Origin of the sequence: Aquibium sp. A9E412, from assembly GCF_030398335.1 — a bacterium.
GTDB lineage: Bacteria > Pseudomonadota > Alphaproteobacteria > Rhizobiales > Rhizobiaceae > A9E412.
On the sequence record NZ_JAOAOP010000039.1, the window covers coordinates 18,605 to 34,370 of the forward strand.

The following is a 15,766-nucleotide window of genomic DNA, read 5'->3' on the forward strand; positions in this document are numbered from 1 at the left end:
ATGAAAATTGGTACTGTCGAAGCGCGGCAGGGCACGCTCAGCCGCGGACAGCTTCCTCTTGGCGAATATCCCGACGGCGGCGCCATCGCCTCGCCGCTGATCGTGGCGAGCGGCCGCAAGCCGGGACCGGTCCTGTGGGTGCAGACCTGCATCCACGGCAACGAGGTGGGCGGTCCGGTGGCCGTGCACCGGTTCCTCGAGAGCCTCGACCTCGAGGCGCTGTCGGGCACCATCGTCTTCGCGCTGCAGGGCAACCCGCTCGCCTTTCGCGAGCTGTCGCGCGCCACGCCGCAGGACGGGCAGAACCTCAACCGGCTGTTCCCCGGCAGCGCGCAGGGCTCGCTGTCGGAGATCATCGCCGATCGGCTGATCGGCACGGCGCTCGAGACCGCCGACGCGATGCTCGACCTGCATTCGGGCGGCCATTTCATGATCACCTGCCACTACGCGCTCTATCATGACGACGGCTCGGCAGCCGGCAGGGAGACGGCCCGGCTCGTGCGCGGGCTCGGTGTGCCGAACCTGTGGAACTCGCTCGAGGAGTGGCTGAGCGGCGCCGCCTTCGCGCAGTTCACCAAGGCCGGCAAGCCGGGCCTGATCGTCGAGACCGGCGGCGGCGCGCGCGTCACCGAGGAGGATATCGAGCGTTTCGTCCTGGCGATCGAGGGCATGACCCGCGGTCTCGGCATGCTGCCCGGCGCCCCGGTCGCGCTCGACGCCTACCGCTACGGCACCAACGCGGTCGACCTGACGGCGCGCCGCGGCGGTCTCTACCGCTCGCTGGTCGAGGCCGGCGACGAGGTCGTCCGCGACCAGCTCGTCGGCGAGGTGATCGACATCTTCGGCGACGTGACCGAAGAGGTGCGCTGTCCGCTCGAGCACGGCTGGGTCGGCGCCATCAGGCGCCCGTGGATGCCGATCTACTCCGGCGAGGAGGTGATCGAGATCATCGAGACCATGCCGGAACCGGCCTGAGGCCGAACCGAAGCGACCGGGCGGCGGCGCCTCGCGCGCCGTCCCGCAGCCGGCACGATGCGCCCGCTGCGGGCGGCGGCGGACGCTCAGCCCGGCGCGCCGGCCCACGCGTGCAGCCGGCGGATCGGCGGCGAGGCGAGATCGGCGCGGCGCGTCACCAGGTGATAGGTCGCGTTGCCGGGCGCCGGGCGCCGCGCCAGGACGCGCAGCCGCGCCCGCTCGCCGACGGTGCAGGCGCGCACGCTGGCGATGCCGTGGCCGAGTTCGGCGGCGCGCAGGCTCGCCGCATCGTCGCTCACCCGCGGCCCCCAGCGCACCGCCGCCGCCGGCACGCCGAACCGCTCGAGCCAGGCCGGCCACTCGTCGAGGCCCGTCTGGCAGATCAGCGGCCGCTCGCGCAGGTGGGCGGCCGGGTCGCCGCCGGCCGGCCCGTCGGCGGCGACGAGCGCGATCTGCGCGGCGACGAGCGGCGTGGCGGCCAGCTCCTCGGAGAACCGGCCGCCGTAGCGGATGGCGATGTCGGCGGCCGTCCAGCGCCGCGTCCGCTCGAAGGGCGTGGCCGCGGTCACCAGCTCGAGCGGGCGCGGGGCGACCAGGGCCACGAGCGCGGCGAGCCGCGGCATCAGCCAGGCGTCGGCGAAGGCCGGCGTGGCGTGCAGGCGCATCACGGGCTCGGCGCGATCGGCCGTCAGGGCCGCCTCGACCGCCTCGAGATGCGGCCGCACGCGCTCGAACAGGGCCAGGCCGACGCTTGTCGGCACCAGGTGGCGGCCGCGCCGCTCGACCAGCCGGTCGCCGAGATGCGCCTCGAGCGCGGCGATCCGCTGGCTGACGGCGCCGGGGCTGACGTTCAGCCGCCCGGCAGCCTCGGCCGCGCTCAGCCCGCGCGCGATCTCGGCAAAGGTGCGCAGCGCGTCGAAGGGAAGCCGCGAGGTCATGTCCCTAGTTTAGGGCAGCTAAAGCGGCGGTCGAGACATCTCGTTTGTGCCGCGCGCCGCCTCGGCCGAGACCGGCGGCATGTCCGAACCCCGCACGCCGCTCACGCCGTCCTCCGCGCTGCTGCTCGTTATCGTCTTCGCCGCCTTCGGCGGGCAGCAGACAGCCGTCAAGCTCGCCGTCGGCGACATCGGCCCGGTGCTGCAGGCCGCGCTCCGGTCGGCCGGCGGCGCCTTGCTGCTGGCGGTCTGGTTCGTCGTGCGCCGCAAGAACCCGTTCGCTGCGCCGGTCGCGCTGTCGGTCGTGCTCGGCCTGCTGTTCGCGGTCGATTTCGGCCTGCTCTACGTCGGCATCGCGCTCACCGCGGCAAGCCACGCCACGGTGCTCTACTACACCGCGCCGATGATGATCGCGCTCGCGGCGATGACGGCGATCGCCGACGAGCCCTTCGACCGACGCAAGATCGCCGGGATCGGCATCGCCTTCGCCGGCGTGGCGGCGGTGGCGCTGGTGCGCCCGGCCGGCGGCGCGGCCGGCGCCACGCTCCTCGGCGACGCGCTGTGCCTCGGCGCGGCCGCCGCATGGGCGCTGACCGTGCTCGTCATCCGCGGCACGCGGCTGAAGGCCGTCGACGCCTCGGTGGTGCTGTTCCACCAGCTCTTCTGGTCGATCCCGGTGCTGGCGATCGTCGCCCTGGCGGCGGGCGAGACGGCCGCCATCGGCTGGAGCGGCCCGGCGCTCGGCGCGCTGGCTTTCCAGACGGTCGCCGTGGCCTTCGCCGGCTACCTCGTCTTCTTCCGGCTGATCCAGCGTCACCCGGCCTCGCAGGTCTCGGCGATGAGTTTCCTGGCACCGCTGTTCGGCGTGCTCAGCGCCTGGGCCATCCTCGGCGAAGCGCTGACGCCGGGTCTCGCCGCCGGCGCCGCGGCGATCCTCGCCGGCCTGTTCCTGACCAACCGGAGCGGGGCCGCCCGGCGCGGCTGAGGCGTGGCCGCACGGACGGCGGCGGCTCAGGCCTGCGAGATGCAAGGGCGAGCAAGCGTCGGACGTGCCAGGCCGCCCAAGGCCAGAGACAAGGCGAACGGCCCTCCCCCGTGCTGGAGGAGTTGGAGCTCTCGGGACACGTCACGGACGGCGCCGCGCCGGGCTCGAGCCGTAGCGAGCCGCACCGCGCGGCAAGGGCGACGAACAGGGTCGACGTTCGCCTGGACGATGAATTATCTATAAATCATGACCTCTGCCAAAGACGAGACCATCGCGGTGCGGATCAGCCGGACGCTGGCCGACCGGATCATATCCGGAGCCATAGAAGCCGGTGCGCGACTGCGGCAGGATCATGTCGCCGAGGAATTTGGCGCCAGCCATGTTCCCGTTCGCGAGGCTTTCCGTCGTCTGGAGTCGCAAGGGCTGGTCGTCAGCGAGCCCCGTCGGGGTGTGCGTGTGGCAGGGTTCAGTCCGCAAGAGGTGCGGGAGGTCGCGGAGATGCGCGCCTCGCTCGAAGCCTTGGCGCTTCGCCACGCCGTTCCGCATCTGACCAAGGCTATCCTCGATCAGGCCGAGGAAGCGAACAAGGCGGGAGATCGTGCGCGCGACGTCCAGGCGTGGGAAGAAGCAAATCGCAGCTTCCATCGCATCATCCTGACCCCGTGCGGGATGCCCCGGCTGCTCGGGGCCATCGACGATCTGCACACGGCCAGCGCCCGGTTTCTGTTCTCGGGATGGCGCGCCGAATGGGAGGCCCCAACCGATCGCGATCACCGAGCGATCCTGGACGCCTTGAGGGCCGGCGAGGCCGAGATCGCCGAATCCGTACTCGCCAGACACATCCAGACGATCGGGCAAAAAAGCTGACCTGACAGGGATTCCTTCGCTTTCGAGCCGTTCTGCTTTTCACGGCACGCAGATCGGCGCCGAGTGATCGTCTCGAGGCGTCTGCGGACGGCGAACCGGGTTCCGCTTCGCCTGGAAACGCCATGGCCCGCCTCGGGAGATTGCGCCCGCGCGCTTGGCTATTGCCACGCTCGCATTTCTGTGGAATCCCTTTAGCGATAGATTTCAAGAATTATCTATAATTTCTGCGGCAAGGAGAATCCGCATGAGCAGTGCCGGCACACCCGTCCTGAAGCCCGTCTACAGCCCCCTCGATCTGAACGGCCGCTCGTTGGCGTGGCGGGTCGGCGCCGTCGTCGCCGGCACGCTGTTTCTGGCACTGTGCTCCTATATCGAGGTGCCCATGGTGCCGGTCCCGATCAACATGCAGACGTTCGGCGTGGCGTTGATCGGCGCTCTTTACGGCTGGCGGCTCGGCGCAATCACGGTCGTTGCATGGCTTGCGCAGGCTGCTGTTGGCATGCCGGTCCTCTCCGGCGGGGCTGCGGGGGCGCACCATTTCGTCGGGCCGACCGCCGGCTACCTCTTCGCTTTCCCCCTCTCGGCGGCACTCGCCGGCTGGCTTGCCGAAAAGGGCTGGAACGGCGAGCGCCCGATCCTCGCGTTCGGCAGCATGTTGCTGAGCAACGCCGTCTGCCTCGCCATGGGTGCCGCGTGGCTCGCCGTGATGATCGGATTCGATCAGGCGATCATCCACGGCGTCACACCCTTCCTCGTGGGTGCTGTGCTGAAATCCGCCCTCGGTGCAGCCACCTTGGCGCTGCTGATGCGCGGCAGGATGCGTTCCGCCCGATGACGGTCCGGCTTCGGCCCCATCATCTCCTTTGCCTGCTCACCTATGCGGGCAAAGGATACAGCCCTGGATTCACCGCCAATTACGACTCGATCGCCGAGCGGATTGCCCGAGGCGAAGACATTCTGATCGTTGCCGGGCCGGACGACATCTGCGCGCCCCTGCTCGACGATCGGGAACCGCATTGCTGGCAAGCGAGCGTCACCGAGCGCGACGTTCTCGCAGCGCGTGACCTCGGCCGCTTGCTCGCCATGCCGATCAGGACGGGAACCCAGCTGTCGCTTGAACGGCACGGCCTACGCCGGATGCGGGCAGCGTTCGCCGAAGGCAGCCTCCGTCAGGCGTGCGCGGGGTGCGAATGGAGCACGCTATGCACCTCCATCGCATCGGATGCCTTTCGCGGCGTCGCGATCCCCGACAGGTAGCACCGCACCTCGGCTTGCAGCCGATCTGCTTTTCACCGAATCGCAGATCGGCTCCAAGTCGCGCGGACATCACCGCGCGCACTGCACCGGCGGCATGTGGAGATAGCGCGCCACCTTGCGCTTCGCCGCGATATCGCGCCAGACGGCTTCGACCTGCGCCGCGCCGAGGCCGATGGCGGCGCCGGCCTGCGCGGCGGGAACGTCGTTCTCCAGCGCGTACAGGCAGGCATCCATCGTGGCGTAGGGCAGCGCGAAGTAGAACTCCTCCTGCGTCTGCGGCAGCGAATAGGTGTCGGTCGTCGGCGGCCGCGCGCGGATCTCCCCGGGCACGCCGAGATGGGCGGCCAGGTCGTAGACCTGCGACTTGTAGAGATGCGCGATCGGCTTGATGTCGGCCGCGCCGTCGCCGTTCTTGACGAAGAAGCCCTGGTCGTATTCCAGCCGGTTGGGCGTGCCGATCACGGCGAAGTTGAGCCGGTCGGCATGATGGTACTCCAGCTGCTTGCGCGTGCGCTGCTTCATGTTGGTGGCCGCGACGATGGCGAGATAGGCCTCGGCCGGCAAGCGCAGCTTGCGCATGGCGCCGTCGGGCGCGCGCACGACGAGCGAGGACAGGTTGTAGCCACCCGCCGTCAGCGCGTTGTCGAACACGATCTTGCTCGACCAGCCGGCGCCGTAGTCCGGCACGACATGGCGGATGGCATCGTCGCGGCGGCGATAGCAGCCCATCGCCTCGAGCGCCGGGCCGATATCCTCCACCGCATGCGCAATGCCGAAGGTATCGGCCACCGCCGCGCCGAGCCGCCGGCTTTGCGGATCGGAATCGTGCTCCGGCATCAGCAGGCCGAAGACGCGCTGCGCACCGACGGCGCGCACGGCGAGCGCCGCGCAGACCGCCGAATCGATGCCGCCGGAGATGGCGATGACGAAGCCGCGCTTGCGCAGGTCGCGGCGCAGCGCGTCGCGCATGCAGCCGGCGATGCGCTCGGCCTCCGCCGCCGCGTCGATCGAGAGGTCGGCGAGGGAGAAGCCCGCCGCCCGTACGCTCGTCTCGCTCATGCCGTCGTTGCTCCGCTCGAAACGGCGCGACGCGACAGCTTGCCGCTGCCCGTCTTCGCCAGCGTCCGGCAGAACTCGACCTGCTTCGGAACCATGACCGGGCTCAGCGTCGCGGCGCAGTGCCGCAGCACCTCCTCGGCGCCGAGCGTGTCGTCCGACCTGACGATCATCGCCTTCAAGACCGTTCCGAGAACCGGGTCGGGCACGCCGACGACCAGCGCCTCGGCCACCCCGTCGAGATCGTAGAGCGCCGCCTCCACCTCGCGCGGCGCCACCTTCTGGCCGCCCGTCTTGACGATGTCGTCGCTGCGCGAGACGAAGCTGAGATAGCCGGCATCGTCGGCCACGAACAGGTCGCCCGTATGGAGGCGCCGGTCGCCCGTCAGCGGATCGCGGCGCAGCGCCCGCACCGTCGCCGCCGCGTCGTTCCAGTAGCCGCGCATGACATGCGGCCCCGATACCACCAGCTCGCCGACGACGCCGGGCGCGACCGGGAAGCCGGCCTCGTCGACGACCGCCGCCGCGCCACCGGGAACGGCGATGCCGACGGAGTCCGGACGGCGGTCGATGTCGGCCGGCGGCAGCCATGTGGCGCGCACGCATTCGGTCTGACCGTACATGGAAAACAGCTGCACGTCGGGCAGCAGCGCGCGCAGCCTTCGGATATGCGCGACCGGCAGCGCGGCACCGGCACTGGTGATGTAGCGCAGGCTGGCGAACGGGGCCGGATCGAGCGCGTCCATGCGCAGCATCAGCGCGATCATCGACGGGACGACCGGAAAGCCGGTCGCGCGTTCCGCGCGCAGCCGGTCGAGAACGGCGGCCGGATAGGCGAAGGACGTCTCCAGCACCAGCGTGGCGCCGACCTGCACCGCGGTGAGCAGCTGCGTCAGCCCGTATCCGAAGAACAGCGGCAGGGCGCTGAGAATGACGTCGTCCGCGGTGTTGCCGAGATAGCCGACGATGGCCGCGGTCGCCGCCGCGATGTTGTCGTGGCCGAGCATCACGCCCTTCGGCACGCCGGTCGAGCCGGAGGTGTAGAGAATGGCCGCCAGGTCGTCGTCGCGAAGCGCCGGCGCGGCGGGCGACGGCGCGACGCGCAGGCAGGCCGCGAAGTCGGCCGCGCCGGGCAGCGCCGGATGTGGGCGGGTCAGAACCGTCGCCGGCCGGCCGGCCGGGCGTCCGGCGCAGGCGGCCGCGACCGTCGCCGCCGCCCTGGCGTCGGCGACGATGGCCGCCGGCATGCAGTCGTCGAGGATGAACGACAGGCGCCGCGCCTTGCTGGCGGGGTCGACGGGGCAGACCACCGCGCCCGCCTTCCACACCGCGAACAGGGCGACGGCCGTGCGCCAGCCGTTGCCGGCGAACACGACCACCCGGTCGCCGCGGCCGACACCGCTTTCGGCCAGCCACGCCGCGAGGCCGTCCGACGCCGCGCACAGCTCCGCGTAGCTGAGCCGCCGCGCACCGTCGACGATCGCCGTCTTGCCGGGGTGCTGCCGGCGGCCGGCGCGCAGGGTGGCTTCGATCCGCATCGCCGCGCCTTCAGGCCGCCTTCTTGCGCTCGACGAAGGCAGCGATCCGGTCGACCGTGTCGAGATTCGCCGGCACGATGTCGGCGTCGTCGACGGCCAGTCCGAAGTCCGCCTCAAGGAAGCCGACCAGTTCCAGCACGCCGGTGGAATCGACCAGGTCGTTCTCGAGCAGCGAGAGGTCGCCGGGCAGCGGCTCGCTGTCGTCGCCGAACAGGAAGGTCTCGACGATGAACGCGCGGATCTTGTCGTGAAAGCCCTCGGACATGTCGTCTGGTCCCTATCCTGTCTTCCCCCGGTGCGGGCGCTTCGCGACGAAGCCGCGGTGCCATAGCTGCGCAGAAAGAACGCCGATGAAAGCGGTATTGTCCTTGAAGCTGGTTACCTCTCCGTCAAGCGCCTTGCTTTTCAGCTTGTCGACCATCGCGAGGTTGAACAGGCCGGCCGCGGCCAGCGCCTCGCGCGACAGCGCCGCGTCGACCAGCGGTCGCGCCGCCGGCCCGCAGAAGGCGCGGCTGTCGGGCGCGCGGAAGGGCTGTTTCGGGCGCGCCACGACCGACGCCGGCAACAGATCGCGCGCCACCTCCTTGACGATCGCCTTCTCGCGCAGGCCGCGCCGCTTCAGGCCCGGCCGAAGCCCGGCGGCGAAGGCGACCACGCGCGGATCGAGAAACGGGAACCGCCCCTCCACGCCGTGCGCCATCATCACCCGGTCGCCCTGGCTCGACAGGATGTAGCCGGGCAGCAGGAAGCGGGTCTCGAGATACTGCGCCTGGTTGAGCGGATGCCAGCGGCCGAACTCCTCGGGCAGATGGGCGGCCAGATCGGCCGCCGCGTCGTACCCCGCGAGCGCATCCTTCAACGCCGGCGAATAGAAGCGTTTCGCCGTCGCGGTGGCGCGAAAGCGCGGACGGTGCGAGAACAGCGGATCGGCGAGCCCGTCCGCCCCGGCGGCGAAGAAGCGGGCGAGATAGTCGGCGCTCTGGCGCTGGAGCTGCGGCAGGTAGGGATAGAGCCGGCGAAACAGCAGCGGCCGGCGCGGCGACCCGGGCTGGCGGGCGCAGAACCGCCGCACCGCCGCCTCGTGGAAGATGTCGTAGCCGGCGAAAAGCTCGTCGGCCCCCTCGCCCGTCAGCACCACCTTCATGCCGCTGTCGCGGACCAGACCGGCCAGCCTGTAGAGCGGCGCCGGCGCCGTGCGCAGCACCGGGCACTCGGCATGCTCGACGACCCGGGCGAAATCTCTCGCAATGCCTTCTTCCGCGCACGACACCCGGCGGTTGGCCACGCCCAGCCTTTCGGCCACCTGCGCCTGCCAGCCGCTCTCGTCGTGCTCGGCCGAGCGGAAGCCGAGCGAGAAGGTCTCGAGGCGGCCCGGCGCCTGGCGCGCGGCAAGCGCGGTGACCAGCGAGGAATCGAGCCCGCCGGACAGATAGGCGCCGACCGGCACGTCGGCGCGCAGGCGCAGCCGCACGGCATCCTCCAGCAGGACGCCGAGCTGCCCGGCCGGGTCGGCAGGCGTGTCGAAATCGCCGTCGCGGGGGAACTCGAGCCGCCACCACGGCCGCACCGTGCGCTCGCGACCTTGCGCGATCATCATGTGGCCGGGCGGAAGCTCGCTGACGCCCTTGAAGGCGGTGCGCGGGGCGATCGGCGCCCACAGCGTGAAGATCTGGTCGAGGGCGAAGGGATCGGGCTCGGCCGAGAAGCCCGGCACCGCCATCAGCGCCTTGACCTCGGAGGCGAAATAGAGCGTGCCGCCGATCTCGGCATGATAGAGCGGCCGCACGCCCATGCGGTCGCGCGCCAGCCACAGACGGCCGCGCCTGGCGTCCCACAGCGCGAAGGCGAAATCGCCGTTGAGCGCGTCGAGGCAGGCGGTGCCCATCTCGTCGTAGAGGTGGAGAAGCACCTCCGTGTCGCTGCCCGTCGCGAAACGCCGGCCGCGCCTTTGCAGCCGCGCGCGCAGTTCGACATGGTTGAAGATCTCGCCGTTGAAGGAGACGACCAGCGCGCCGCTCGCGTCCACCATCGGTTGCTGGCCGTCCGCAAGGCCGACCACGCTCAGCCGGGCATGGGCGAGGCCGATGCCGGGCTCAGAGTGAACGCCGTTCTCGTCCGGCCCGCGATGGTCGAGCGCCGCCGCCATGCGGCGCAGCAGCGCCGGCGCCGCATCCGGCGGGACGGCCGATCCGAAAAACCCTGCTATGCCGCACATCGCGTCCGCCCGCCGCGTCAGACGAATCGGTCGCCGACGAGCCGCGTCCAGCTCTCGCCCGACAGCCCGTTGAGGAAGGCGCGCCCTTCCGTCGCGGCGGCCACGAGATCCGCGCGCGCGGAATGGAACACCGTCGAGGAGGCATGCAGGAAGGCGAATTTGCGGTCGAGCATGGCGTCGAGCAAGGCCGGCTGGGTGCGGCCGCGAATGGCGGCGAGGCCGCCATCGTGGGCGTCGGCGAGCAGCCGTTCCAGCACCGCCCCCTCCATGCCGGGCGCGGCCATGACCTGCATGACACGGGCGATCCCGCCGCGGCTGCCGTAATAGACGAACAGACCGGCGAGCCTGCCGCCGCGGGTGCGCAGGATGCGCAGGACGCGCTGTCCGTGCTTCGCCTTGACGCGGGAATGGGCGAGCATCCGCGCCAGCTGCGCCTCGCTCCAGTGCGGATGCAAGGCATGATGCGCCAGGAGTTCGCGGATGGCGCGGGCGAGCTCGTCCTCGTCGGGCGTGCTCGCCGTCAGGGCGTCCGACTTGCCGGCATGCGGCCGGTAGCCGGCCCAAGACAGCCGCTTGCCGCCCGGCGCGGCCATGCGGTCGGCCAGCTGGGCGAGCGGCGCCGCCGCGCCGAGCGGCGCGAAGCGGTTGGCCGCCATGCGCAGGACGAAGGAGGCCGGGCGGATGACGCGCAGATATTCGAGGCTGTAGGGCGCCAGAACCCGCGCCCCCGTCCGCCGCCACATCGCCGTCGACAGATGGTTGGACGTCTCTGAGAAGGCGAGGTCCTGCGGCCCCGCCAGGACGGCCTTGAGAAGCCGCGCGCCGGCGAAGGGGTCGGCCTGGTGATCGTCGACCATCCATGTCGTGCAGATCGCCGCGCGCAGACGCTCGCCGTCGAGCTGCATGGTCTGCGGCAGCACGCCGAGAAAGCCGTTCGGCCGGCCGTCCCGGCCGACATGGACGCGCGAGACGATCTCGCCGTCGCGGCCCGCGGCGGCGCCGAAGAGCTCGTCGAGATAGGCCGCGAGCGCCGGCGCGCCGGCGGCCGTCCGCTCGCGGCGCAGGATGCGCAGAAACATCTCCGCGACCGCCGGAGCATCGTCCTGTTCGAAAGGCCTTACCTGTGACACCGCGCGTGATCCCGTCGCATCCCGGACCGCTCCGCCTCGTTGCCGAGGCGAAGGCGAGCCACGCATGTTCTAGGACAACACGGTAAAGTTTTGTTTTGCCTCGCGGCACGATCGTACGCGCGGAGGCCACTCGGGCCGGCGCCGGCGTATCCACTACACGATCGGTCAGAAAGACAGCCACGGCAATGACCCCAATCCGCGGCGTGGGTGAGGTAGAGGCCGAGTACGCGGCCAGGTCCGCGTCCGTCGCATGTGCGCGCCGGACGAACGCGCCGTGCTTTTCTGCAACGTCGCAGATTGCCGTGATCGGCGCGATGTCGCCGTCCATGCTGTAGACGCTTTCGGCAACATCGGTGAGCATGGCGGTTCCCTTTCCTGAATACCGTCAGCTCAGCGCGGTGCCTCCACCTCATCATTTTTCCAACGTTATCAGCGCGATACGCCAGAAAAACTACCGTCAACCGGCCTGGCAGGAACGAGGTATGCCCGAAATGCGGATGCGGAAAGCCTGTCGCGGCCAGTCAGCCGGTCCGACGATCGACGTCTCTCAGGACGATAGTGAGTGAATGTTGGAATTGTTTGGCGACATCAGTCGCACCACAGACCGTTTCCCGAAGCCACCGATCGTCCCCGGCGCTTCGGAATCATTCCCACTCGATGGTGCCGGGGGGCTTGGAGGTGACGTCGTAGACGACGCGGTTGATGCCGCGCACCTCGTTGGTGATGCGGGTCGCGGTGCGGCCGAGGAAATCCATGTCGTAGTGGTAGAAGTCGGCTGTCATGCCGTCGACCGAGGTCACCGCGCGCAGCGCGCAGACATACTCGTAGGTGCGGTCGTCGCCCATCACACCGACCGTCTGCACCGGCAGCAGAACGGCGAAGGCCTGCCAGATGGCGTCGTAAAGGCCGGCCTTGCGGATCTCGTCGAGATAGATCGCGTCGGCGGCGCGCAGGATGTCGAGCTTGTCGCGCGTCACGCCGCCCGGGCAGCGGATGGCGAGCCCCGGGCCGGGAAAGGGATGGCGGCCGATGAAGCGGTCGGGCAGGCCGAGCTCGCGGCCGAGCGCGCGCACCTCGTCCTTGAACAGCTCGCGCAGCGGCTCGACCAGCTTCATGTCCATGCGCTCGGGCAGCCCGCCGACATTGTGGTGCGACTTGATGGTGACCGACGGCCCGCCGGTGAACGACACGCTCTCGATGACGTCGGGATAGAGCGTGCCCTGCACCAGGAAATCTGCTCCGCCGAGCTTCTTGGCCTCGGCCTCGAAGACCTCGATGAACAGCCGGCCGATGGTCTTGCGCTTCTTTTCCGGGTCGGCCTCGCCCTCCAGCGCGCCGAGGAACAGGTCGGCCGCGTCGACGCGCACCAGCGGCACGTTGTAGTGCTCGCGGAACATGGCGACGACCTCGTCGGCCTCGTTGAGGCGCATCAGGCCGTGGTCGACGAGGATGCAGGTGAGCTGCTCGCCCACCGCCTCGTGCGTGAGCAAGGCGGCGACCGAGGAATCGACGCCGCCCGACAGCGCGCAGATCACCTTGCCCGAACCGACCCGCCCGCGGATCGCCGCCACCGCCTGCTCGCGATAGGCCGCCATCGTCCAGTCGCCCGCCAGGCCGGCGATGTTGCGCACGAAGTTGGTCAGAAGCCGCGCGCCGTCGGGCGTGTGCACCACCTCGGGGTGGAACTGCACGCCGTAGAAGCGGCGCGCCTCGTCGGCGATGGCGGCGAACGGCGCGCCCGACGAGGTGGCGACGACGCGGAAGCCCTCCGGCAGCGCCGTCACCCGGTCGCCGTGGCTCATCCACACCTGGTGGCGCGAGCCCTTCGACCAGACGCCCTCGAACAGCGCGCTGTCCTCCTCGACCTCGAGGAAGGCGCGGCCGAACTCGCGGTGATGGCCGCCCTCGACGCGGCCGCCGAGCTGGGCGCACATGGCCTGCTGGCCGTAGCAGATGGCGAGCACCGGCACGCCGGCCGAAAACACCCCGTCCGGCGCGCGCGGGCTGCCGGTGCTGACCGCCGAGGCGGGGCCGCCCGACAGGATGATCGCCTTCGGCCGCAGCCGCGCGATCGCCGCCTCGCCGGCGTTGAAGGGCACGATCTCGGAATAGACGCCGGCCTCGCGCACGCGGCGCGCGATGAGCTGCGTGAACTGGCTGCCGAAATCGAGGATGAGGACGGTGTCGGGATGTGCGGTCGTGGTCATGGCGAGGCCTTATGCGGATCGGCGGCCGTTTGCAACGGCCGGAGAGTGGCGCGGCTCAGCCGACGACGCCCTGGCGGCCGACGACGGTCATCATCGTGCCGGTCATGGTGGCGATCAGCCGCGCCTCGCCGCCGCCATAGGCATAGGCCTGGCCGTCGGCGACGATGATGGTGCGGCCCGGCTTGGTCACCGCGCCGCGGAACAGGAAGCGCTCGCCCTTGCCGGGCGCCAGCAGGTTGACCTTGAACTCGATGGTCAGCACCGCCGCGTCGGGCGGCATCAGCGAATAGGCGGCATAGCCGCAGGCCGAATCGAGCGCCGTGGAGATGACGCCGGCATGCAGGAAGCCGTGCTGCTGGGTCAGGCCGGCGTCGTGCGGCATCTCGATCTCGACCATGCCGGGGGTGACGACGGTGAGCTCGGCGCCGATCGTCGCCATCGCCTTCTGCCGCGCGAAACTCGCGCGCACCCGCGCCTCGTAATCCGCGTCGACCGCCGGGATGCCGTTCATCGCCCGTTCCTTCCTCGCGCCCGCTTTATGACAAAGCGGCGACGGCACCGCAACCGGATTGCTGCACTGCACCAAGGATGCGGCGCCGCTGGCCGCACCGGGCCGGATTCAGTTGAGCCACCACACGCCGGCATTGACGGCCGCCGCGAAGGCGACCCAGGCGGCATAGGGCAGGAAGAGCAGCGCCGACAGCCGGTCGCGCGGCCAGGCGAGCGCGATGAAGGCGAGGATGGCGGCCAGCATGGCGAGGATGACGGCGAGCGCCAGGCCGGGCAGATGGGCCAGGAAGAAGACCGGCGACCAGACGAAGTTGAGCGCCATCTGCGTCCACCACGCCGCCATCGCCTTGCCGGCCGGGGCGCGGCGGAAGGTGCGCCAGCCGGCGACCGCGATCAGCGCGTAGAGCGCCGTCCAGACCGGACCGAAGACCCAGGACGGCGGGTTGTAGGGCGGCTTGGCAAGCCCGGCATACCACGCGCCCGGCGGCGTCAGGCTGCCGATCAGCGCGCCGCCGCCCATGACGAGCAGCAGAAAGGCTGCAAGCGATATCCACCTGGTCATTGCGCACCCGCCTCGTCGCCGCGGCAGCCCGATCGTGCCGCGTCGTTTCACATGGGCCGCGCGGCGAAGCGGTCAAGGCGCAAGGCGCCGCAACGGCGCCGGGCCGTCGCCGAAGAAGACCCGGCGGCGGCCGCCGCCGGGTCCGCCTGCGGTCTACTCGACCACCTCGACGGCCGTCGCCGTGGCCGGCGTCGCGTCGTCGGTCGTGACCCGCACGGTCATCCCCGCCTCGACGCCCTCGAGGCTGACGCCCTCGGCGACGGCGAGCGCGGTGCCGTCCTCCAGCACGAGCGTCATGCCCGCGGCGTCGACTTCCTTCACCGTGCCTTCCATTTCGGCCGCAACGGCGGAAACGAGCATCGCGGCGGACGCCGCGAGCACAGCAAGGACCTTGATCATCAAAGTGTCTCCATTCAAACAGCAACATCCGGTCGGCGCGGCTGCGCCTTTCGCAAGCCGTCCGCCGGACGGATGAGGATTTGCCCCCGCGCGACGCGGTTTGCAAGCCGGAAAAATATATATTCTTCAACGATAACAGTGACTTGAATTTGCCACAGTCGTGCGCAGAGCGGCCGCGGCGCCTCAGCCGGCGCGGGCGAGGCTGGCGACGAAGAAGCCGTCGGTGCCGGTCAGCGCCGGCGACAGCACCAGCCCGTGCCGGCCGATCCGAGCGCGGCCCTCGCCGGCCGGCACCTGCCGGCGCCACAGCGCGGCGTGGTCGGCGGCGGCGAAGCCGGGCGCGCGCTCCAGGAACGCCGCCACCTGGTCGTCGTTCTCCTCGGCGAACAGCGAGCAGGTGACGTAGACCAGCCGGCCGCCCGGCCGCACGTAGCGCGCCGCGGCGTCGAGCACGGCGGCCTGCTCGGCCTGGCGCGCGGCGAGCTGGCGGTCGGTCAGCCGCCACTTGGCGTCGGGCCGGCGCCGCCAGGTGCCCGAGCCGGTGCACGGCGCATCGACCAGAACGAGGTCGGCGGCGCCGGCGAGCGGCGCCAGTTCGTCCTCGCCGGCGACCACCTGCACGTTGCGCGTGCCGGCGCGCTTCAGCCGGTCGACGATCGGCGCCAGCCGCGCCCGGTCGGCATCGTGCGCGAAGATCTGGCCGCGGTTGTCCATCGCGGCAGCCAGCGCCAGCGTCTTGCCGCCGGCGCCGGCGCAGAAGTCGACGACCTGCTCGCCCGGCGCGGCGGCCGCCAGGACCGCGGCGAGCTGCGAGCCTTCGTCCTGCACCTCGAACCAGCCCTTGCGGAAGGCCGGATCGGCCTGGACGTTGGGGTGGCGGCCGGCGGCCTCGGTGGCCGGCACGCGCAGGCCGTCGGGCGCGAGCGCGGCGGGGGCCGCGCCGGCGCGCATCAGCGCGGCGGCGACCTTGTCGCGCTCCGCCTTCAGCCGGTTGACGCGCAGGTCGAGCGGCGGACGGGCGGCGAGCGCGGCCCCCTCCTCCGGCCAGCCGGCGCCGAAGGCACGGGCGAACAGCGGCTCGCACCAGGCCGGCACGTCGGCGCGCACGCCGTCGGGCGCGGCGGCCAGCC

The 15,766-nt window shown here is 70.9% G+C and carries 16 protein-coding genes; 5 read left to right on the forward strand and 11 right to left on the reverse strand.

Annotated features, from left to right (window positions below; all coding sequences use genetic code 11):
• A complete protein-coding gene (locus N1F89_RS13840; protein WP_290084758.1) occupies window positions 1-975 on the forward strand; it encodes a succinylglutamate desuccinylase/aspartoacylase family protein in 975 nt (324 codons plus the stop codon).
• An 86-nt stretch (window positions 976-1,061) separates the two neighbouring features.
• Here the strand turns inward: N1F89_RS13840 and N1F89_RS13845 are convergent, their stop codons facing one another.
• Entirely contained in the window at window positions 1,062-1,913 is an 852-nt protein-coding gene (locus N1F89_RS13845) for a LysR family transcriptional regulator (RefSeq protein ID WP_290084759.1), read from the reverse strand.
• 79 nt (window positions 1,914-1,992) lie between these two features.
• On the opposite strand from N1F89_RS13845, the gene N1F89_RS13850 reads away from it, so the two are divergent.
• The 4 genes from N1F89_RS13850 to N1F89_RS13865 all read left to right on the forward strand — a co-directional run bounded on the left by N1F89_RS13850 (window position 1,993) and on the right by N1F89_RS13865 (window position 5,019).
• On the forward strand, window positions 1,993-2,895 hold the full coding sequence (locus N1F89_RS13850; protein WP_290084761.1) for a DMT family transporter: 903 nt from the start codon (window positions 1,993-1,995) through the stop codon (window positions 2,893-2,895).
• 246 nt (window positions 2,896-3,141) lie between these two features.
• Window positions 3,142-3,762: a GntR family transcriptional regulator gene (locus tag N1F89_RS13855; RefSeq protein ID WP_290084762.1), complete on the forward strand. Its 621-nt coding sequence runs from the start codon at window positions 3,142-3,144 to the stop codon at window positions 3,760-3,762.
• A gap of 244 nt (window positions 3,763-4,006) precedes the next feature.
• Complete coding sequence (locus N1F89_RS13860) at window positions 4,007-4,597, forward strand: biotin transporter BioY (protein WP_290084764.1); 591 nt, start codon at window positions 4,007-4,009, stop codon at window positions 4,595-4,597.
• Window positions 4,594-5,019 carry a DUF1284 domain-containing protein gene (locus N1F89_RS13865; RefSeq protein WP_290084765.1) on the forward strand — a complete coding sequence of 142 codons (426 nt, stop codon included), beginning with the start codon at window positions 4,594-4,596 and terminating at the stop codon, window positions 5,017-5,019. Before N1F89_RS13860 ends, N1F89_RS13865 begins: the two co-directional genes overlap by 4 nt.
• 69 nt (window positions 5,020-5,088) lie before the next feature.
• Here the strand turns inward: N1F89_RS13865 and nadE are convergent, their stop codons facing one another.
• The 10 genes from nadE to N1F89_RS13915 form a co-directional block, all read right to left on the reverse strand.
• Window positions 5,089-6,078 (reverse strand): NAD(+) synthase, encoded by a 990-nt coding sequence (gene nadE / locus N1F89_RS13870; protein ID WP_290084766.1) that lies wholly within the window; start codon window positions 6,076-6,078, stop codon window positions 5,089-5,091.
• The gene (locus N1F89_RS13875) at window positions 6,075-7,613 is read right to left on the reverse strand and encodes a class I adenylate-forming enzyme family protein (protein ID WP_290084767.1); all 1,539 of its coding nucleotides are present in this window, start codon (window positions 7,611-7,613) and stop codon (window positions 6,075-6,077) included. Before N1F89_RS13875 ends, nadE begins: the two co-directional genes overlap by 4 nt.
• A 10-nt stretch (window positions 7,614-7,623) precedes the next feature.
• Entirely contained in the window at window positions 7,624-7,878 is a 255-nt protein-coding gene (locus tag N1F89_RS13880) for an acyl carrier protein (protein WP_290084768.1), read from the reverse strand.
• Window positions 7,879-7,890: 12 nt separating this feature from the next.
• A complete protein-coding gene (gene asnB, locus N1F89_RS13885; protein WP_290084774.1) occupies window positions 7,891-9,828 on the reverse strand; it encodes an asparagine synthase (glutamine-hydrolyzing) in 1,938 nt (645 codons plus the stop codon).
• Between the two features lie 17 nt (window positions 9,829-9,845).
• Entirely contained in the window at window positions 9,846-10,907 is a 1,062-nt protein-coding gene (locus N1F89_RS13890; RefSeq protein ID WP_290084775.1) for a hypothetical protein, read from the reverse strand.
• Between the two features lie 695 nt (window positions 10,908-11,602).
• Window positions 11,603-13,165 (reverse strand): glutamine-hydrolyzing GMP synthase, encoded by a 1,563-nt coding sequence (gene guaA, locus N1F89_RS13895; protein WP_290084769.1) that lies wholly within the window; start codon window positions 13,163-13,165, stop codon window positions 11,603-11,605.
• A gap of 55 nt (window positions 13,166-13,220) precedes the next feature.
• A complete protein-coding gene (locus tag N1F89_RS13900; protein ID WP_290084770.1) occupies window positions 13,221-13,676 on the reverse strand; it encodes a PaaI family thioesterase in 456 nt (151 codons plus the stop codon).
• 108 nt (window positions 13,677-13,784) lie between these two features.
• Window positions 13,785-14,237, reverse strand: coding sequence for a TspO/MBR family protein (locus tag N1F89_RS13905; protein ID WP_290084771.1), 453 nt, complete (start codon window positions 14,235-14,237; stop codon window positions 13,785-13,787).
• A 153-nt stretch (window positions 14,238-14,390) separates the two neighbouring features.
• Complete coding sequence (locus tag N1F89_RS13910) at window positions 14,391-14,636, reverse strand: DUF1344 domain-containing protein (RefSeq protein WP_290084772.1); 246 nt, start codon at window positions 14,634-14,636, stop codon at window positions 14,391-14,393.
• Between the two features lie 183 nt (window positions 14,637-14,819).
• On the reverse strand, window positions 14,820-15,766 hold a 947-nt coding region (locus tag N1F89_RS13915), incomplete at its 5' end, for an RsmB/NOP family class I SAM-dependent RNA methyltransferase (RefSeq protein WP_290084773.1).